12 protein-coding genes are annotated in these 20134 nt (G+C 56.4%); 1 reads left to right on the top strand and 11 read right to left on the bottom strand.

Annotation, left to right across the window (positions count from 1 at the left end; genetic code table 11):
* Window positions 1-21 precede the first annotated feature (21 nt).
* A complete protein-coding gene (locus ACQ0PY_RS01115) occupies window positions 22-2082 on the bottom strand; it encodes an AsmA family protein (protein ID WP_044267258.1) in 2061 nt (686 codons plus the stop codon).
* A 77-nt stretch (window positions 2083-2159) separates the two neighbouring features.
* Window positions 2160-2927 carry a cyclic-guanylate-specific phosphodiesterase gene (gene pdeH, locus ACQ0PY_RS01110; protein ID WP_042998540.1) on the bottom strand — a complete coding sequence of 256 codons (768 nt, stop codon included), beginning with the start codon at window positions 2925-2927 and terminating at the stop codon, window positions 2160-2162.
* A gap of 232 nt (window positions 2928-3159) precedes the next feature.
* Between pdeH and kdgK the strand changes: the two genes are divergently transcribed.
* On the top strand, window positions 3160-4089 hold the full coding sequence (gene kdgK / locus ACQ0PY_RS01105; protein ID WP_046401659.1) for a 2-dehydro-3-deoxygluconokinase: 930 nt from the start codon (window positions 3160-3162) through the stop codon (window positions 4087-4089).
* 95 nt (window positions 4090-4184) lie between these two features.
* Here kdgK and ACQ0PY_RS01100 read toward each other — a convergent pair whose 3' ends face one another.
* From ACQ0PY_RS01100 to bcsR, 9 genes are all read right to left on the bottom strand, one after another.
* Window positions 4185-5678 carry a M16 family metallopeptidase gene (locus tag ACQ0PY_RS01100; protein WP_042998542.1) on the bottom strand — a complete coding sequence of 498 codons (1494 nt, stop codon included), beginning with the start codon at window positions 5676-5678 and terminating at the stop codon, window positions 4185-4187.
* A gap of 222 nt (window positions 5679-5900) precedes the next feature.
* A complete protein-coding gene (gene dctA, locus ACQ0PY_RS01095; RefSeq protein ID WP_042323143.1) occupies window positions 5901-7187 on the bottom strand; it encodes a C4-dicarboxylate transporter DctC in 1287 nt (428 codons plus the stop codon).
* 175 nt (window positions 7188-7362) lie between these two features.
* The gene (gene hmsP, locus ACQ0PY_RS01090; protein WP_072011089.1) at window positions 7363-9351 is read right to left on the bottom strand and encodes a biofilm formation regulator HmsP; all 1989 of its coding nucleotides are present in this window, start codon (window positions 9349-9351) and stop codon (window positions 7363-7365) included.
* 92 nt (window positions 9352-9443) lie between these two features.
* The gene (gene bcsC / locus ACQ0PY_RS01085; protein WP_109739747.1) at window positions 9444-12941 is read right to left on the bottom strand and encodes a cellulose synthase complex outer membrane protein BcsC; all 3498 of its coding nucleotides are present in this window, start codon (window positions 12939-12941) and stop codon (window positions 9444-9446) included.
* Window positions 12923-14029 carry a cellulose synthase complex periplasmic endoglucanase BcsZ gene (bcsZ, locus tag ACQ0PY_RS01080; protein WP_109739746.1) on the bottom strand — a complete coding sequence of 369 codons (1107 nt, stop codon included), beginning with the start codon at window positions 14027-14029 and terminating at the stop codon, window positions 12923-12925. The genes bcsC and bcsZ overlap by 19 nt, the downstream gene beginning before the upstream one ends.
* A gap of 6 nt (window positions 14030-14035) precedes the next feature.
* Window positions 14036-16393 (bottom strand): cellulose biosynthesis cyclic di-GMP-binding regulatory protein BcsB, encoded by a 2358-nt coding sequence (gene bcsB / locus ACQ0PY_RS01075; RefSeq protein WP_109739745.1) that lies wholly within the window; start codon window positions 16391-16393, stop codon window positions 14036-14038.
* Window positions 16394-16403: 10 nt separating this feature from the next.
* On the bottom strand, window positions 16404-19025 hold the full coding sequence (gene bcsA / locus ACQ0PY_RS01070) for a UDP-forming cellulose synthase catalytic subunit (protein WP_044267246.1): 2622 nt from the start codon (window positions 19023-19025) through the stop codon (window positions 16404-16406).
* The gene (bcsQ, locus tag ACQ0PY_RS01065) at window positions 19022-19774 is read right to left on the bottom strand and encodes a cellulose biosynthesis protein BcsQ (RefSeq protein ID WP_044267245.1); all 753 of its coding nucleotides are present in this window, start codon (window positions 19772-19774) and stop codon (window positions 19022-19024) included. The genes bcsA and bcsQ overlap by 4 nt, the downstream gene beginning before the upstream one ends.
* A gap of 11 nt (window positions 19775-19785) precedes the next feature.
* Window positions 19786-19974, bottom strand: a complete 189-nt coding sequence (gene bcsR / locus ACQ0PY_RS01060; protein WP_042323607.1) for a cellulose biosynthesis protein BcsR — start codon at window positions 19972-19974, stop codon at window positions 19786-19788.
* Window positions 19975-20134 lie beyond the last annotated feature (160 nt).

Here is a 20134-nt window from a genome sequence, read left to right as displayed (position 1 = left end):
CGCCTTACCCGGCACTGCGCATCACTTCTTCAGCTGCGACAATATCGTCCGGCACTGGTTGGCGTCACCTTCTGACGGTGAAATCAGCGCCAGCAGCGCGGCGGCAGGCGTCACTAACGTCGCCAGCGCCGCGGCTACCGCGCCACGCGCAATCAACGGCCCGGCCTTTACCCCCGCCTGAGGGTTCTTAAACGTTCCGCGCACATACAACGGCGAACGCAAGGTAATAATGCGGATGCCTTTGCTCTCCGGGTCGATGGTCAAATCCAGCTGTTCGGAGGCAAAGCTCGCCGTCCCGGTGACGTTGATCAGCGCGTTTTCAGTGTCGAACGCGAAAATTTGTGGGCGCGCCACGCCGTTTACGATATCCAGATTCGCCGCCGCGCAGTTAACCCGCACTTCGTCATCGCCAAAGATCTGCCCGACGATGAAGTTCCCGACGTTCAGACCGACAATCTCCATCAGGTTGCGGCTAATCAGTCCGTCGTTCATCAGCAGTTTCAGGTTGCCGTTGCTGTTACCCAGCAGCGCCGCCACGGAATTCCCGGTCCCGCGAAATTCGGCGTCACCGCTCATCTCCCCCAGCGTTTTCTGCATCAGTTCAACGTCCGGCATCAGTTCTTTCAGTTTTAAACGCCGCGCCTGAATATCCGCACGCCCCTGCATTGGCTTTTTATCCCCTTCCAGATGGATATTCGCATTGATGCTGCCGCCCGCCAGACCAAACTTCAACGGTTGCAGACGCAGATCGGCATTCTGCAGAAGAATGTGGGTCGAGAGATCGCTGACAGGCAGGCTGCTGCCATGTTCAATACGCCGTCCTTTAAAGCGCACATCGGCATCCATCACGTTCCATTTGTCCGTTTCGAAGCGGTCATAAGGCAGTACTTTGTCCGCGGGTTGTACGCTCTTCTCGCCCTTTTTCTGTTCCGAACGCTGCGCTTTTTCTGTGCCTTTACCGGAATCGACGCCGATTAGCGGTCCTAAATCCGCCAGCCTGAGCTGGCGCGATTCCACCTCACCTTCCAGCTTCGGACGCGGTTTCCCTGTCGTATAGGTCAGCGAGCCGTGAATATCGCTGTCGCCGATCCGCCCATTGAATCCCCGGTAGTCAAACACCGATGATGCGTTGGTATCGATTTTCGCCACCAGCCGACCGTCCGTTTCGAACGGCGGCGTATCCGGCAGCAGCACTCCCGTCAGATCGTACAGCTCACCCAGGGAATCCCCGGAGAATTTCAGTTGCAGATCGACGCCGCCCATCTTCATTGGGTCCTTAACCACGCCCACCAGCGCCACCCGGGTATTGCCGGAACGGAAATCAGCCTGTACCGGAAACGCTGCCCCTTCGCTACGCAGCGCCAGCATGCCGCCCATTTTTCCCGTTCCGGTGAGCGGTTCGCCGTTGTATCGCCCCTGCGCCTTCAGACCAAATACGTAGTCTTCAACCTTCGCGTTATCGCCTTTCGCCTTATTTCCCGTGACTTCACTGAACGGCAACGGTTTGCCCAGCGGATCGACCAGGATCTCAATATCAGCTTTACTGACCTTATCGTCGATAGCGATCCGCCCCTGATCGAAGAGAATAGTGTCCAGCCGGAAGGACCAGTCAGACGGCTGCGCATTCGGGTCTTTGTTTTCGCTATTCGCGAGGTCGAAGGTCCAGTTATTGTTTTTCTCGGACAGGCGAATCAGCCGCGCATCGGGTTTCACCAGCTTGATCCACGGCAGCCAGACGGTTTTGCTTAACAACGCCAGCGGGGCGATCGTCGCGTCGACGCGGGGAAGGTGCACCATCGTCACTTCAGGAATGTCGGGGGGATTGCCGAGGATAATATCTTCAGCATGTACGTGCGGCCACGGCACCCAACTGCGCCAGCCGGTCTCCTGCTTCTGGCGTTCCCAGACAACGCCTAAATCACCGCGAATAGCGAACGGTCGGTTAAGTTCGGTAGAGACTTTCTGGTTGATGGTCGGTTTGAGGCGGTTCCAGTCAAATGTCGCTATCAACACGATAACGACCACGATCAACAACAAGAAAGTCCCTGTGATCACTGCAGTTATTTTTCCGGCTTTGGTCATAGTTAGCATCCTCACGTCTTTCCTTGCCTGTCCTAAAGATAGTCCAGCCAGACGGAGTTAGCGGAAACTGCCGGTTTTTACAGTGACAGAATGACCTCATCGAGGCAGGCGAACGGGACCGGGCGCGACAGAAAATAGCCCTGTGCGGCAAAGGCTGGAGAACGTTGTACGTCGCGCCACTCTTCCAGCGTTTCCACCCCTTCAACGATCACGCCGCGGCAATAGCGGTTCATCAGTTGCAGCAGCATGGTGAAGAGATTGCGCCCCTCTGGCGTCTGGCGAAGCATCACGAACAGTTCGCGCGCGACTTTAATGTAGTCATAACGGACTTCATTCAGCGCAGAGAAATTCGCCATCCCGGTGCCGAAATCATCCAGCCACAGCGGACCAAATTCGCACATGCTGGCAAACGAGGATTCTTTTGGCAGATGGATATGTTCGACCAGCTCAAAACGCAGCCACGGCATCCGCTCAATCATCTGCACCATGTTGGGTTGCTGGCGCATGGCGAGGAGCGTCGGGCCATCGACATTCACAGAGGCCAGCAATTCATGACGCTGGAAAAAGTCGGTCTTCTGCTCCAGTAGCTGAAGTTGTTCTTTGACGATATCAATGCGATGGCGCACCGCCACCCCGGCAAAATAACGGTCAGGCGCGATACGTTGGGTTGGATTGTCCGGATGCGTCACCACCGTCAACAACTCAACGGCTAACAGGCGTCCGTCGGTCCGGTAAATCGGCTGATAAGTGTAAGCACGCTCGCACTGCAGCCAAAAGCGCCGATCCTGCAAGCTTTCAACGCTCGCCTCGGAATTGCTTCGCTGCTGGATAACCTGGTTTATCATCTCAGATGTCCCGTGATTAAGTGTGTTACTGCCCCGACTCGTCAAAGGTTATCGGCCTTCGGACGGAGAACTTTATGTTCAGCCTCGCGCAAAATCGAAAACGGTTTTGTAAAAATCAATGCAGAATACGGACTGGCTCAAAAAAAATTTTGGAACGTTGTTTTAATATGATTGACCACCTAACACCCACAGCGCACACTAACGCTAACTTTTTTTAAGCAGGTTCACGACTATGTCCAAAAAGATTGCCGTGATTGGCGAATGCATGATTGAGCTGTCACAGAAAGGCGCAGATGTTCAGCGCGGATTCGGTGGCGACACATTGAATACCTCCGTTTACATTGCCCGTCAGGTTGATGCTGCGGCGCTCTCCGTGCACTACGTCACGGCGCTGGGCACGGACAGTTTCAGCCAGCAGATGCTCGAGTCATGGCAAGGCGAAAACGTGGATACCTCGCTGACGCAGCGCATGGAAAACCGTCTGCCTGGCCTCTACTACATCGAAACGGACAGCACCGGTGAGCGGACGTTCTATTACTGGCGCAACGAAGCAGCAGCGAAATTCTGGCTGGAGAGCGAACAGTCAGCGGCTATCTGCGAAGAGCTGGCGACCTTTGATTATCTCTACCTGAGCGGTATCAGCCTCGCGATCCTGAGCCCATCCAGCCGCGACAAACTGCTGTCGCTGCTGCGAGAATGCCGCGCCAACGGCGGGAAAGTGATTTTCGACAACAACTATCGTCCGCGCCTGTGGGCCAGCAAAGAAGAGACCCGGCAGGTGTATCAGAAGATGCTGGAATGCACTGATATTGCCTTCCTGACGCTGGACGACGAAGATTTGCTCTGGGGCGTGAAGCCGGTTGAAGAGGTGATCGCCCGGACGCATGCCGCGGGTGTGCAGGAAGTGGTGGTGAAACGCGGTGCGGATTCGTGCCTGGTGTCTGTCGACGGTAACGCACCGATCGACGTTCCTGCGGTGAAACTGCCGAAAGAAAAAGTGATCGATACCACCGCCGCTGGCGACTCGTTCAGCGCCGGGTATCTGGCCGTTCGCCTGACCGGCGGCGATGCAGTTAACGCTGCCAAACGAGGCCACCTGACCGCCAGCACCGTTATTCAGCATCGCGGGGCGATTATCCCACGCGACGCCATGCCGCAGTAAGACCAACGCCGCAGGCGCGGCGTAAACGCCTTATCCGGCCCGGGAAACGCGTTCTTCCAGGCCGGATAAGCGCAGCACCATCAGGCAATCCACCCCTACCGTGCAGCCGGAATATCTGTCACTTCCGGATGCGCATCGTCCGTTTCTGCCGGTGTCGCCGCGGCAGTCACCGGCGCCATGATTTGATCCCACGTCGCCTGCAACTCTTTCATGTTGAATTCCGGTTCGCCTTTCGGCTGTAGCAGAATCAGCGCCATATCCTGCGACAACTGCTGACGCAGATCCTGATTCAACATCTCAACGGTCAGGCTGTTCAGGAAGTCCTGACGCAAACGCTGGTACTGTTCAGGCGCGATATCTACGACCTGATTTTGCAGCGAGCGCAGACGCTGACTGATGAGAATATCGGTATCGGTACGAGCGTAGGTCGCAAACAGTTTCTGCAGTTCCAGATTCTTTTGCGCCACCAGGGCGTTGAACTCTTCTTCCGGCAGGCCGTTATCACGTACCTTCGCCAGTTCACGCGCCACGGTGCTCAGATTGGCGGAAATCTTGTCGTTTGGCGATTCGATGTTGATTGCGCACTGCGCGCGCAGGAACAGCACGCGGCAGTCAAAGCCGAGGCCGATATCTTTCGCGTTGTTCTTACTCAGCGCCTGCTGGACGTGCCAGAACAGCGCCTCACGCGCTAAATCCGCGCGCCAGTAGCGCAACAGCGCGGCAGACTCGCGAATCGGCTGCCACGGCGTATCCCACATGACAGAGAGACGATCCTGGCGCACCGCGTCGGTCATAATGCTCACCGCCTCCGCACGCAACGGCGAGAGCGTCGGCACCGGCGCAGGGGTTTCACGTTTCCCTTTCAGTTCACCAAAGGTTTTGTTGATTTGCTCGGCCACCGACCGCGCATCAACGTTGCCGACAACAATCAGCGTCATCGCGTCTGGGGTGTACCACTTCTGGTAGAACTCATGCACTTTCTCCGCGTCCACCGGCATTTTTACCGGCTCGGCAGGATCGTGACCCAACAGCGCCGACCCTTTCAGACGATAGCGCCACCAGCCGTCTTTCGTATCGACGGGCAGCGTGGTGACCATGTCTTCTGTGTTTAGCGCATGATTGACGACGTCGGGGGTGATCGTCAGTTTGCCCATCGTGTTCGCCAGATAGTTCAGCGACTCTTTCAGCAGGTCGCTGCGGTTATTGGGCAGGCTGAGATTGTACTGTGTGGAGTCGTAAGAGACGGTGACGGGCGGCATCGGACGTTTAGGGTCAAAACCCTGCTGCCACAGTGAACGTGCCTGCGCGGCATCAAGGCCGCCACTTTGGGTTAACGCAATACGGGGAATAAGATGACTGAAACCGCTCTGTTGAGTACTTTCGGCGAGCGAACCGGTATTTACCTGCAGGCGGACCTCGATACGGTCGCTGGGTCGCTGCGGGGTGGCTAACACTTGCCACTGTAAACCATTCGCCAGCGTCCCCTGTTGCCATGCTGGGTCAGGCTGGAGCGCATCTGCCTGCACATAGCCAGCAGTGGCCATCATCAGCAAACCGCCCGCTAAAAGTCGAATTTTTGTGCCCTGCATGTGAACCCCTGATCAACAATCCTGGTAATAAAAAGACAACCCCAGTTGGGCTTGTCTGAATATGACGTTAAAAACACTTCGTGTTAGACCGCAAGAACATGAAAATGTCACGGAAGAAGTGAAATAAACCCGATACCTCCATGTTGAAGGATTCGGGCCCAGGGGTCAATTATGCGCAGGAGCCCGCAGCCCCACAAGGGACTGCGGTCATAAGTATCGAAATTAAGAGGATATTTCGTGCGTTTTGCCTTCAGGTGCACGATTATTCAGCACATCATCAAGCTTCTTGTGGTCCAGTTCTTTCACCCACTTCGCGACCACGACCGTTGCCACGCCGTTACCGACCAGATTGGTCAGCGCACGGGCTTCAGACATGAAACGGTCGATACCGAGGATAAGCGCCAGACCGGCAACCGGCAGATGGCCAACCGCAGAGATAGTGGCCGCCAGCACAATAAAGCCACTTCCGGTCACGCCCGCCGCCCCTTTCGAGGAGAGCAGCAGTACCACCAGCAGCGTAATCTGATGGAAGATATCCATATGACTGTTGGTGGCCTGGGCGATAAACACCGCCGCCATCGTCAGGTATATCGAGGTTCCATCAAGGTTAAACGAATAGCCGGTGGGAATCACCAGCCCCACAACCGACTTGCGACAGCCAAGCTTTTCCATCTTGTCGAGCATACGCGGTAACGCAGACTCGGAAGAGGACGTCCCCAGCACGATCAGCAGTTCTTCACGAATATAGCGGATAAACTTAAAGATGCTGAAGCCTGTTGCACGGGCGATCGAACCCAGCACAACAACCACAAACAGGATACAGGTGATGTAGAAGCAAACAATCAGTTGCCCCAACTGCACCAGCGTACCCACGCCATATTTACCGATGGTAAACGCCATCGCCCCGAACGCCCCGATTGGCGCCAGACGCATGATCATGTTGATGATGCCGAAAATGACCTGCGAGAAGCTTTCAATGACGTTGAAAATCAGTTGGCCTTTGCTGCCCAGACGATGCAGGGCAAACCCAAACATCACCGCAAACAGCAGAACCTGCAAGATGTTACCGCTGGCAAAGGCGCCAATGACGCTGCCCGGGATAATATCCATCAGGAAGCCTACGATTCCCTGGTCTTTTGCCTGTTCGGCGTAAATCGCTACCGCTTTTGCATCCAGCGTTGCCGGATCAACGTTCATCCCGGCACCGGGCTGCACCACGTTAACGATGATGAGACCAATGATCAGCGCAATCGTACTGACAATCTCAAAGTAAAGCAGCGCAACTGCACCTGTACGGCCCACCGCTTTCATACTTTCCATGCCTGCAATGCCAGTCACGACAGTACAGAAGATAACCGGTGCGATGACCATCTTGATCAGCTTAACGAACGCGTCGCCAAGCGGTTTCATTTGTGCGCCTAATTCAGGGTAGTAATGGCCAAGGAGAATACCAATGGCAATTGCTGTCAGGACCTGAAAGTAGAGGCTTTTAAACAGAGAGATTTTCATAGGGTGTCCTTGAAGTAAAAACCACAGGTCTTATAAGGTTTTGGTTAACCTGCGGCCTTAAAATAACACCCAGACAACATCACAGAAATGCACCAGGATCATAATTGAAACAAAAATGTTAAAAACCTTGAACTGGCTCGCACAAGCCGGACCTTTTTAAAGTATTGTAATCACATCAATTGTGCTTCAGATAACGTTCTTCGAAGGTTTCAGCGGGTACCGCACGGGCATAAAGGAAGCCCTGAGCGATTTCAACCCCCGCCTGCGCCAGCCATTCACGCTGCGCTTCGGTCTCGACGCCTTCCGCCACCATCTGCAAATTCAGACTGCGCGCCAGCAGGATAATCGCCGAGACCATGCTGTTATCTTCCGGCAGGCCATCGACAAACATTTTGTCGATTTTCAGCACGTCGATGGGCAGGGATTTCATGTGCTGGAGCTGGCGCAGCCCCGCGTAGCCCATGCCAAAATCGTCCAGCGCGATACGCACGCCGGCGTTACGCAACGGACGCAGTATCGCCACGGCGGCATGCGGGTCGTCGATCCGCCGACTCTCCGTCACTTCCAGAATGAGCGTACCCGGCTGGATACGATAACGATTTAACAGTTCCAGCATGTCTGACACCATATTCGGGTGCATCAACTGGAGCGCCGACAAATTGACCGACAGCGGCAGCGTGATCCCCCGTTCCTGCCAGGCAGCGAGCTGACGACAAGATTCTTCCAACACCCAGTGGCCCACGGTGACCATCAGGCCGCAGGACTCAATCCGCTCAATCAACCCTTCCGGCAATTCCCAGCTCCCGTCGGGCTGCTGCATACGCAGCAACGCTTCGGCGCTGACCACGTTGCCGCTGCTCATCTCCACCTGAGGCTGCAACCAGAGGGCAAAGCGGTGATTGTCCAGCGCGGTGAGAATATCGCTCTCCTCGGTCAGCCGTTTCTGGGCGATTGCCATCTGCTCAGGATCGAAGAACTGAATCTGATTTTTGCCCTTGCGCCGGGCGGTAAACGCTGCGGATACCGCGCGCCCGTAGAGCTGTTCGGCGCTGAGATCGCCGTAATACATCGCTACACCAATGCAGCAGCTTGGGCGAAGTTGGATCCCCTGCACCGGCAGTCGCTCATTGATGATAGTGAGTACTTGCTGACCCAATGTGATCGCGTGCCACGGCTCTTTGACGCCGTGAGCGATAATGGCAAAATCGTAACCGCTGATCTGCGCGAGCACCATTCTCGGTGACAGCACCGATTTCAGTTTCTCCACCAGCGTCAGCAGCAGAATTTCCCGCTGCGCCTCTTTCAGCACGCCCGCCGTATCGCGCAGCGTTTCGCAGGTGACAATCATCAGCGCCGTGGTGTGCTGACGCGACACGACCTGCTCGAGCAGCCCCATCAGGAACGCTTTGTTCGGCAGGTCAGAGACCGGAAAACGCATCGCGTTATCCGTCTGCTCTTCGCTGTGGCGCTGGACCAGTTGTTGATTGAGGTTGTAGCTGCGCACCAGCAGACCAATCTCATCGTCATGATGCAGACGCGGCAACGCCAGCTGATGTCCAATCAAATCCTGTTGCGGAATGTTATTCAGCTCGCGGGCAATTTTGCGCAGCGGGTGCAAAATCAGGCGATTCACGCACCAGCTAATGGCGACTGTTAGCATCAGGGATAAAAGTAAGTAAATGGTCACTAACGTAGACAGCGTGCTCATCACAAACTTATACATGCGGAATGAGTCGGCCTGGAGCACCAGATATGCCAGCGGTTGCGGATTTGCAGGACGTTCAAGTGAATAGACAGGCAGCGAGATCTGCACCGGCAGTTCGAAGAGTCGGGTTATCATGACTGGAACGGGCCGTTCAGGGATAAAGCTCATGCGCAGCGCCTGAAACTGATTCGGTAGCACCACATCGGCCCGTTGCACCACCCCCGCCGGTTTGATACTGGCAAGAATCGCTTCGGCTCCGGGAATATCGGCTTTTAAAATTGAGGCAGACAGCGGTTCACGTACCGAACGGGCAATACTTTCCAGTTGCGTCGCCGTGTTGTAGCGGTTCTGCTGCACCAGATGAAACAGCAAAACGGTACAAAACAGAAACACAAACACCATGACAACGGCAGCCACCATTGCCATCTGCTTAATTGTTAACGAGCGACTGACGCGCAATATTGTCTCCCCCGGATATCCCAGATTGCCGCCCGAGTATACCCGATCGCGGCGGCATTGAGAGAGGCTGTGTCTGAAAAGGATTTTTCTGATTACCAGTCCGCGTAAGGCACCAGCGGCTGCGGCGGTAAATCCATATCGCCCTGCCAGCCTGCGGCGGAATAACGAACATACAGCAGTAAATGGCTAGGCGCGTAGTCTTTTGCCTGTTGAATATCCACCGCGGTCCCGACAAACCAGTTCGAGGTCACCCGACGCTCAATCAGCGCCCGCGCGGTATAACCAAAGCCCTGGCTGCTTCCACCACCGTTAGTTTGGTCGATGGCTTCCTGGTGGTAATCCGACGGAATCAGATTCAACAACGGATAACGCGGCATGGTTTTGGTGCGCGAATGCGACCAGGAAACCGAACCGCCCAGTTCCCAGGACCAGTTTTCCGTCCGCTGACGCCACATTACCGGCACCGCGAAGGACAGGTATTCCTGCGGACTGTAGTAGCCACCGTGGCCCAGCGAATAACCGCTCAGGTCTTTGTCGTAGTGCCAGATCATATTGTTCAGACCTACGGTGACACGGCGATTATTCTCGTTGATGATCTTGTAGTAGTAACCCGTCATCCACCGGACGCGCCAGTTATCTTCGACATTTTTCCCGGTTAACCGATCGGCGCCGAGTGAAGCCCAGACGCCGTTGGCTTCACCTTTGTCGTAGCTGAGGCTAATCCCGCCGCCATCGGCACGAACGCCACCCCATTTTTTACCGGTGTTGACGTCGTTGCTGTCACCGTTGTGGCTCTGCGCATCTTTCTGTCCGCCAAAGGCCAGCAGCGAACTGGAAATCGGACGGCGGTGCGCGTTCAGGGTATAACCCAACGGCCCAATGTCATTGCTGTAACTGACGCCGCCGACCACATCGACAACGTTGAAGCCCATCGGCGTGGTGCCGATATCCCAACTCCAGGTGTCATTCTTCCAGCCAACGGCGACGCTCGCCCCCGTGTCCGACTGGCTGCGACTGCCGCTACAGTCTTCCAGCGTACAGGTGCCCCAGTTATTCTTGTAGCGACCATTGTCATCAGTCGAGAAGCTACCTGCATTCATGTTGACCAGATCGGTACGGAAGAACATACGACCGTCCGAATACGGCGCATCCACATGCAACATAGTGGTATGCGCTTTTAGATCAGAATAGCCGCCGGTACCGCTCGATCCCCAGTAGTCATGCTCCAGCGTGACGTTCAGATCCTGTTGACGATACAAATCCGCCGCATCGCTGCGCACGCCACGCTTCAGCCAGTCATCTTTTTCATCGTTACGGGTCAGACGGGTAAAGGTGTCATTATCCTGCGGACGCGTTGGCGTAATACCGGACGCCACCATCGCATCTTTGTACGTATCCAGCGCCTGTTGCGGCTCGCCGCTCTGCGCCTGGAAATGCGCGGCGTCACGCAGCACCATTGCGCTTTCCATTGATGGCGGCTGCGCTTTGGCCTGCGGAATCAACGTATTGAAGGTCTGTTGTGCCGCAGCGGTATCGCCAAGCTGCATTTGTGCCAGTGCGATTCGCCGCTGCATGTTGATTGACGGCGTCTGCGTTGCGGGCAGTTTTGCCAGTTGCGCTCGCGCGGCAGGCTTGTCGCCCTGGGCGATGTACACTTCCGTCAGCCCCAGCATCGCATCGACATTATCCGGTTCGCGCGCCAGCACGGCGTCGTATGAACCTCGCGCCGCATTGTATTCCCTGCGCTGCTGCGCCCAGTCGGCCAGCGTTAAATCGAGACGGGTGGAGGCAGGCTGTTGACGTAACAGCGCTTCAGCCTCGGCTTCCCGGCCGCTGTCGCGCAGACGATTCGCCGTTTCCAGCACCTGGTTGCTTTGCAGGCGATCGGCCAGTTCCTGAATGTTACTGTTCCACTGACTGCGCGGCAGGCTGTTGATATGCGCCAACGCCGCCCGATCCTGATCATTGCCGGACAGGTACAGCCCATACGCATACACCTGTTCCGGATCGTTGGGTTTCTGACGCGCCAGCGCGCTCATCTGCGCATCAGCCTGACTACGCTGCCCGGCCTGCCATAGATCGCGTGACAGACGATAGGTTATCCAGACGCTCCCCGGATCCAGCGCCAGTCGGCGGCGTTGCAGTTCCGCGGCCTGTGCCCAGTTGCCCTGGTTCTCCAGCGTTTCGGCCTGCTGCGCCAGACGATCGTTTTCCAGTCCGCGTTCAATATCATCAATGCTGCGACGCTGGCTGGCAGAGAGCGTGGCAATAAACGCGGAGGCTTTCTCCGGCGACTGCGCGCGATAGAGGTTTGCCAGACCGCGTACGGCATTGGTATTGCCGCTGTCCATGCGCAGCGTCTGCTGGTAATAGCGCTCGGCAGCCGGATAATCTTTCCGCGCCATTGCTGCATCGCCCAGCCCCAGTACCGCATAGCTGTCGGTATTGTCGATGTTTCTGGCCTGTTGATAGAGACGTTCAGCCTGGTCAATATTGTTGGCTTTGAGCGCGGCATCGCCCTGCTGAATCGCCAGCCAGTAACTGTTCACTTTCAGCAGGCTTTCCCACTTGCTGCGACTCCCGCTCTGCGGATCCATCGCCAGCGCTTTCTTAAACTGCGCAACGGCGCTGGCGCGATCGCCTCGCTGAGAGTAGGCCTGCCCCAGTGCACCCACGGCTTCGCTGTCGTTTTGGTTGGCTCTCACCGCCTGCTGTAATTCTGAAACCGCCCGTCCGCCCTGGCCTGCGTCGACTGCCGCCAGCCCCTGCGCACGCGCGCGGAATGTCGGATCGGAAAGCTGTTTTTGCTGTTCGCTAAGCTTACTGCGTGCCGCAGCCACGCTGTCCCCCTCACTGAATACCGTGAGGTATTTTTGCAGCGCCTTCACGCTGGCATCGCTGACCGGCAGATCTTTGATCTGGGTGTACCAGATCGTGGACGCGGCATTCCGCCCGGTGTTGGATTTGGCCATCTGCTCCAGAACCACAAAGCCTTCGGCCGGGCGATCGTTATCAAACAACAGCTGTGCCAGCGTATTTTGCAATGTGTTATTGCCCGGACTGCGGGCGTTAATCGCCTTGAGCTGATTAATCGCCTGATTGCGGCGGGCCGGAATTTTTGCCACCGCGCTCCAGTACTCCACTTCCAGGTCGCCTTCCGGCGGGTTGCCCTTGAATAACTTATCATAGGCGGCAACCGCCTCTGCGGCATGCCCGGTTGTCGCCTGTAGACGCGCCTGCTGTAACGACTGACGCCCATCCGGCGTCGCTAACAGCATGGTGGTTTGCGACGATTTATAGGCATTAGAACCCGGCGCTAATTGAGAAAGTCGATCAAGCTGTTTCTGCGCGCCGTCGTTATCGCCCTGACGCAGCAGGTAACGAAAGCGAGCGGCAATGACGTCAGGATTATTCGGGTCCATCAGTTCGAGGCGATAGAGCGACTGGCGCACCAGATCTTCGCGGTGCGTTGCTTCTCCCAGCCGCACCTGCTCCAGCAACTGCTGTTGCGCCGACGGCGCGGCGTCGGCAAAGGGCATCAGGGCAATGCCGAGTGAAACCCCGAGTAAACTTAATTTGAACTTGCGCATTCCTGGCCCCAGTCAGGTAGTAACTCACCTTTGGCGGTGAAGCGATAACGATGCTGATCCCACCCTTGTCCGAAGAGGGTTAGCACGTAGCTGTAATAGGCATCGCTGCCGGGGAAATGGTCTGTTACGCGCTGTCGCTGCACCGCTTGTGCGTCGCGGTTTTGCAGGAAAGGCAGTAAGGCCGCAGAAAAGCCTACCGGGCCATTGCCCTGCGCTTTGCCGCTGGCGACGTCCACTTTCTCCGGCGGGAGACCGTTTTTAGTTGTCAGGGTTGCCATCGGTTTGAATTTTGCCAGCAGCCGTGCTTTCTGCGGGTCGCCGTCATGCATCATGCCCACCCACAGATAGACGCGAATCGCGTCGTAACTGCTGACCAGCGTTTTCTCTGCCTTCAGTTGCCAGCCTTTGTTTTTCTCGTAACGAACCCAGTCCGGTGAGAAACCTTTCGGCGCCGTTTCTAACAGAAGTCGCTGGTTGGTTTCACGCAGAGTGGACCATGGCGCGTCGAAACGGGTGAAATACTGCGCCAGCTGCGGTGGCAGATAGCTCGGATTAAAGCGCCAGGTGTTGGCGTCGGCAAAACCAATCTTGCCGGGTAACAGCATGGAGCCCAGCCCCGGCACCGTCACCACTTCTTCGCTGGCAATGCGTTTCAACAAGGCTTTGCCGATCTCGGTATAGCGCGGTTCTTTCCACAAGCGTCCCGCCTCCAGCAGCGACCACGCGATCCAGATATCACCGTCAGAAGCAGAGTTGCTATCCAGCACCGCCCAGGTGGAGGGATCTTTCTGCCCCCACAGCCAGGCGGGCAGATGATCTTTTAGTGAACCTTGTGCCAGATTATTCTCTGTCCATGCCAGCAGCGTATCAAAAGCCTGGCGATCGTTAGCGGCGAGGGCAAAGAACATCGCATAGCTTTGCCCTTCCGAGGTGGTGATTTTGCGTGCGTCGCTGGGATCAATCACCCGCCCTTCCTGACTGATGTAATCCTTTTTAAATTGATCCCACTCAGGCCAGGTACAGGCCGCCTGTACACTCAGCGCGGCCAGCATTAACACCATGACTATCCCACTTCGCAACGCGTTCATTATTTATCACTCATGATCCGGATCGAGACGGCGGCGACTGATGATGCGCAGCAGACGCCACAGCACCCAGGCCAGTAATACCACACTGATCGCCGCCAGCACCGCTAACAGCACCGGATGGTTAGCCAGCGCGTACCACAGACGTTCAAACCACGGCAGGTGACCCACATAGTAGATCTCGCCGACGCGTAAACTGCTCACGCCAGATTCACGGATCACCGAGACGGAACCAAACATCGCCGCCCGTTTGCCGCTGTCATTGATGGCCTGGTTCAGCAACTCATAGCCGCGCGGACTATCCGCCAGCAGCGCCACCACGCTACGCTGATCGTGAAACGGCGACTGGAAGCCGACGACCGCTGCCATCGGTCCACTCGACGTTACCGTCGCCTGCGCATCCGCTTTGCGATCGGCTTCATCCGGCATGATGCTCGGGAACGTCGTCTGGCGCATTGGGGTTTTCACCCAGCTTTCTGCCGCCTGAACCAGCAGGTCGATACGCTTGTCGTCTTTCAGTTTGTCCGGGATCGAGCCGATAATCAGGATGTCCGCATCTTTGCCCTGAATCTGGCTGCTGTCATCGGTGATAGTCAGGTTAATCGCCGGGAAGCCGGTTTGCGCGCCAATAGTGCCTGTCGCGTCGAGCAGTGTTTCCATCTGCGCTTCGTTCGGCGTTTTCGGCATCACGGTGAGGGTTTCCGACAGATCCGCCATGCGGCTGAACGGGAAGCCCGCGTTCGCAAACGCGCGCAGATCCGGCATCGCTATGAAGTGGTAGTACTTCGAGAAGTCGATGGTGGAGTCGTCGCCAATCACCACATGGTTCGGCACCGGCTGGAAGGTAATACAGTTTTCAACCGAGCCGCCCGGCATCGGGTTCATGTACTCGAAGCTAAACCGCAACTGGTTCATCGCGCCCAGCTTCAGCGCCGGAATGGCGACATCCGTTTTCCCGTCCAGCAGTCCTTGCAACACCGGCAGACGCAGCAACAGACGATTGCTCTTCTCATTGCTGGTCAGACTAAAGGCTTGCAGGAACTGGTTGTTCAGACTGATATCCATGCGCGAACTGTCTTTGGTCGGCGGCGTGGTGTAACGGTAATTGAGATTCATATCAATACCGGTACTGCGCAGCAGATAGAGATCCGGCGGCAGGTTCAGCGAGACGTTGATCGCGGCAGGTTCCATCCCGGTGGACTGCAACTGCTCTTCATAGGTTTTCAGTTCACCGAAGGTGACCGGGCGATCGGTGCGCACCCAGTTTGGCGCATCGTACGGTTTACGCGGCAGCAGCGGTTTCACCTCGTTGACTTCCACACGGCTCCCGCGGAAGAGAATATTGCCCTGGGCGATCCCTTTCGCGGCCTGCAGCAGATCGTTGTCGTCACGACCGAACACCACCAGCAGTTTCACGTAAGGGTTATCCGGATGGCTGATCATTTCGATCACCGGCGCTTTCACCGGCGGATGTTCACGCAGGAAATCAGGTCGCTTGTCGTTAGTGGCAAAGACGATCGCATTACGATCTGGCAGCGTGTTGTACAGCACCGGGAAGTGCTGGCCTCGCCAGCCCGCCCGGGAACCAAACCAGGACGATACGATCGACGCAGCCTGTTGCAGGGTACGATCCGGCGAGCCGGCAAAGACCATGGGCAGCGTCACCGCGCGGTTGTCGCGTGGATCGAAGAACGGTACCGGGAAGTGCGAGAGATCGTTTTGCACTTCCAGCGTCTGGTAGGTGAGGTCCAGCATGCTGCTGCGACCGACGTCCAGCCACAGCGTACTGCTGGCCGGGTTTTCACAAACTTGCTGATAGTGGCCGACAAACTCCAGCCGCACACGGTTAAAGTCGGTGATAAACAATGGGTTGATCGGCATTTGCGCCAGCGTCTTTTTGCCCAACTGTTCCTGGGTGACCGGCAGCACGCCCATCAGCTCATCGTTCAGATAGACCTTGAGCTGCGACTGTATCGGCAGCAGGGATGGCGACGGGGTGTACTCCAGATTCAGCACGGCTCTGGAGACCACTTCATCGCTACGCATGCCAAATTCAATACTGCCATTAGGGTTCACGCCACGCAGCACCATGCTGCCCGGCGGCGGCGCGATCTGCGCAAACGTCAGTTTCACGTCACGAGATGGGCCATTCTGCGCCACAATCGGCGCATCAGCTCCCTGAACGCCCGGCATCACCTGACCCACCGGCTGATTTTCATCTGCCTGTGCAGGGGTGGCCGCCGCCGGGGCCACGGTTGGCTCAGTGTTTATCAATGGTTGCGTTGCCGGCGTCGCATTCGTCATGAATGAAGGGATTGCGCTCATCCCCATTGCCACTGCACAAATCCAGGAAAGTTTTCTTTTCATCGCGTTATCATCATTGTTGAGCCATAACCTGATCCGGCTGTTGCACCGCCACCTCGTCCTGCTCCGGACGGCGTGGAATGAACGACACAACCCAGGAAACCAGAGAAGTCAGAGACCGGAAAACTATTTTCACGGAAGATGGGGAGAATTCCGCAAGATGGCGATAGCCACGGAAACCCAGCTTCAGAATATCCAACAGGCTTTCCAGCGGCTTATCTTCCGGATAGCTGTCCTGCCAGAGCGCCCATGTATCAGCACGGGCAAACGTACACTGCACAAAATCGATATGCTGTTTGGTGGTCAGCGGCATCAGTTGCAGCCCCACCTGTTCACCCCAAACGCGCGCTACCTGTGTCGGGAAGACATATTCCTGCTGGCCGCGTTTGAGCAGTAAATTCACCTTCTGCCCTTCCAGCACCTGGGCCTGACCGTTGATCTTGATCCCCAGACCGCCGTCGGAGAAATCATGGACGGTGCACGAGAACAGATGTCCGTCCTCACGGGCAATCGCCGCTGGCATAGAAATTTCAACACGGTGTGAGCGGCGAACCTGTTTACTTTCAACCGATACCGCCACCGCGCCGCCGAGGATAATCAGGTTGTAGAACACCCACACCAGGCTGACGATAACAGTCAGCATTTCGTTTTCCGGCCCGTAGAAGTAACGCCAGACGCCGACCGCCACACCGAACAGGTTAAGCAGTACCAGGTAGATGTACGGACGGGAAATCACCCAGTCGACATACTCTTCTTCTACCAGTCCGCCCTTTGCAGTGACGTTAAACTTCCCTTTGTGCGGGTTAATCAGCGCCACCAGCGTCGGCGGCGCAATGTACCAGGCCAGCACCGTTTCGTAGATCTCACTCCAGAAGGAGTGGCGGTACTTGCCCTGAATCTTCGAGTTGGTCAGGCTGGCGTGAACCATGTGCGGCAGGACGAACAGCGCAATCATCAGCGCGGGCGCATAGATGATATAGGCATGCAGTAGCAGGAACGCCAGCGGAGCGGTCAGGAAGATCAGCCGTGGAACACCTGACAGGAAGTGGAACATGGCATTGACGTAACATAATCGCTGAGCGAACTTCAGCCCCTTGCCGGTCAAGGGGTTATCGAGTCGGAAAATCTGTACCATTCCGCGCGCCCAGCGAATGCGCTGACCGATGTGAGCAGATAAGCTTTCGGTCGCCAGCCCTGCCGCCTGCGGAATGCGCATGTACGCGGAGGTATAACCGCGACGGTGCAGACGCAGCGACGTATGCGCATCCTCAGTCACCGTCTCAACGGCAATACCACCAATCTCATCGAGCGGTTTACGGCGAATCACCGCACAAGAACCGCAGAAGAAGGTGGCATCCCACATGTCATTACCGTCCTGTACCAGACCGTAAAACAGCGTGCCTTCGTTTGGCGTCTTGCGAAAACGCCCGAGGTTACGTTCAAACGGGTCCGGGGAGAAGAAGTGGTGCGGCGTCTGCATCATCGCCAGCTTCTTGTCTTTCAGGAACCATCCCATCGTCATTTGCAGGAACGAACGCGTCGGCACGTGGTCGCAGTCAAAGATCGAAACGAACTCGCCTTTGGCGTATTTCAGCGCATTGTTAATGTTCCCGGCTTTGGCGTGCTCATGGGTGGTGCGGGCGATATATTTCACCCCCACGGTCTGGGCGAACTGGCGGAACTCTTCACGTCCGCCATCGTCGAGGATCCAGATATTGAGCTTATCTTTCGGCCAGTCGATACCCAGCGACGCGTAAATGGTGTTCTTCACTACGTGCAGATCTTCGTTGTAAGTCGGCACAAAGATATCGACCGACGGCCACTGCGACATATCTTTTGGCAGCGGCACCGGCTGGCGGTTCAGCGGCCAGACGACCTGGAAGTAACCCAGCACCAGCACAATCCACGCATAGGTTTCGGCAAACAGCAGGATCAACCCGCAGACCAGACTCACCGGATCGTCCCAGTTCAGCGTGGAGGTATAGCGCCACCAGATATAGCGGCACGATACCGTCAGCGACAGCACAATCAGCATCAGCGCGGAGAAGCGCCCCGGCATGCGGCGCACGATCAGCGCAACGCCCCACAGCAGTATCAGGAAGATGAATTGCGCCAGCGGGTTAAACGGCTGGGTCACGCATATCAGCGCCAGAATCAACGAAAAAGTGACAATAATCCCGATGATAAAGCGACGCGCGCCAGAGCTCAGGTGACCAAGCTCTTTTTGTTTATCCAGGTGCGTGGTGTTTTGCGTCACGCGTCCCGGTAGCGCATCCATCCACTGGTGATAACGCCCTCTGACGCCTTGCAGACGGGAGAAGGTTTGCCAGCGAGGCTGCGTCGTCTCCTGACGCGGCGAGGTCGCCATCAGCCAGAGGGTCTGAATGGCATAACGGGCAGGATCTAACGGGCGCGGGCGCGCGGCGTTGATATGAGGATAGAGCACTTTACGCTCGGCACGGATACGCTGCCAGCGCGGGTGCTCCAGCGGGATGAAGACCCATGCGAGAATCACCCACAGGCAACCCAGCGCCGCGCTGAAAGGCGACGCGCCATGACGACGATAACCCTGATAGCGCTCGCTTAAGCGGGCGCTCACCGGCGGAATAAGCAACCACCGGGACAGGACACTCATGATGCGCTCCCGACAGGAGTTTTTTGACCTGCGTAATGTAATAAACACCAGTTTGCCAGCGTCAGCACTTCTTCTGCGGCCAGTGAGTCACTGCGGTATTCCCCCAACGGCTGTTTGGCCGCCATGCACTCAGCCATCGCTTCATCGCGGTGAATCACCATCGGCAGCAGACGACGCTGACTCTGTAGCCAGACCTGGTAGAGATCGTCCTGCAACTGGCTGCCAACACGTAAGTCGTTAATTAAAATATGCGCGCCCGCCGGCAGCGATTGCTGATGCAAACGGACATGGCAGTTGGTGTCGGCTTTGACAATCGCCAGCGTGTGGTCGCACTCATTGACCAGTTGTCGGGTTAACGGCGCGGAACCCGGCGGCAGATCCAGTAAAATCCATGAGTAACGCCCACTCTCTTTCAGCGCACGGATGCCCGCCGCGATGCCGCCCAGTCGTTCCAGCCAGCGGTCAGGATATTCCCGCTCCTGCGCCGTCAGTTGACCAAACGGCAGCAAATCAAGCTGCGAGGTATAACGCATCCCGCCTTCCTGCCAGTCACGACCATCAAGTATCGCTCTGGCCCAGCCGTCGCGATGAGAAAAATCGACGTTGAATGACAGGCGCAACAAATTATCGGGGCTGGTATCCACAACCAGGACGTTTTCCCCTAATAATTGCAATGACCAGGCCAGTGCAGCCGCGATCGACGTCGTGCCCACTCCGCCTCGTATGCCCTGAAGTCCCAGAATGGCCATCCACGGCTTCCTTATTGTTGTTGCGCAAATTCAGCCAACAGCGGCCAGCGTTTAATCGCGGCGGCGAGCTGTTCACGCTGGGAAATATCAGTGTAATCAAATTCTGGCAATGAAAAAGCCTGGCTTAATGCCAGGAAGTCGTTTTGAAAGGTATAGCCCAATGTTGAATCAGTTTGCGTGCCGGGTTCGTTGTCAGACATTTTGTTTTATCCCTTTGAATAGACTCGCCATGCTTCAAACATTTTTTCTTTTCGCATTCCGCTTCGTTCTCACCGAAATTCGGCAAGGCCAGATGCTGCTCATTTTCTGTCTTGTTGTTTCGTGAAAATACGCGTCATGGAATCGGAAAGGCCGATGTTA

The sequence above is a fragment of the Citrobacter sp. LST-B2 genome (assembly GCF_057983045.1).
The sequence above is the reverse complement of the archived record's forward strand: the minus strand, read 5'-3'. Positions and strand labels throughout refer to the sequence as shown.

Excerpts from the sequence above, each read along its gene's own strand:
- ACQ0PY_RS01115 (WP_044267258.1), bottom strand. The coding sequence starts at position 2,082 with ATGACCAAAGCCGGAAAAATAACTGCAGTGATCACAGGGACTTTCTTG.
- pdeH (WP_042998540.1), bottom strand. The coding sequence starts at position 2,927 with ATGATAAACCAGGTTATCCAGCAGCGAAGCAATTCCGAGGCGAGCGTT.
- kdgK (WP_046401659.1), top strand. The coding sequence starts at position 3,160 with ATGTCCAAAAAGATTGCCGTGATTGGCGAATGCATGATTGAGCTGTCA.
- ACQ0PY_RS01100 (WP_042998542.1), bottom strand. The coding sequence starts at position 5,678 with ATGCAGGGCACAAAAATTCGACTTTTAGCGGGCGGTTTGCTGATGATG.
- dctA (WP_042323143.1), bottom strand. The coding sequence starts at position 7,187 with ATGAAAATCTCTCTGTTTAAAAGCCTCTACTTTCAGGTCCTGACAGCA.
- bcsC (WP_109739747.1), bottom strand. The coding sequence starts at position 12,941 with ATGCGCAAGTTCAAATTAAGTTTACTCGGGGTTTCACTCGGCATTGCC.
- bcsZ (WP_109739746.1), bottom strand. The coding sequence starts at position 14,029 with ATGAACGCGTTGCGAAGTGGGATAGTCATGGTGTTAATGCTGGCCGCG.
- bcsB (WP_109739745.1), bottom strand. The coding sequence starts at position 16,393 with ATGAAAAGAAAACTTTCCTGGATTTGTGCAGTGGCAATGGGGATGAGC.
- bcsA (WP_044267246.1), bottom strand. The coding sequence starts at position 19,025 with ATGAGTGTCCTGTCCCGGTGGTTGCTTATTCCGCCGGTGAGCGCCCGC.
- bcsQ (WP_044267245.1), bottom strand. The coding sequence starts at position 19,774 with ATGGCCATTCTGGGACTTCAGGGCATACGAGGCGGAGTGGGCACGACG.
- bcsR (WP_042323607.1), bottom strand. The coding sequence starts at position 19,974 with ATGTCTGACAACGAACCCGGCACGCAAACTGATTCAACATTGGGCTAT.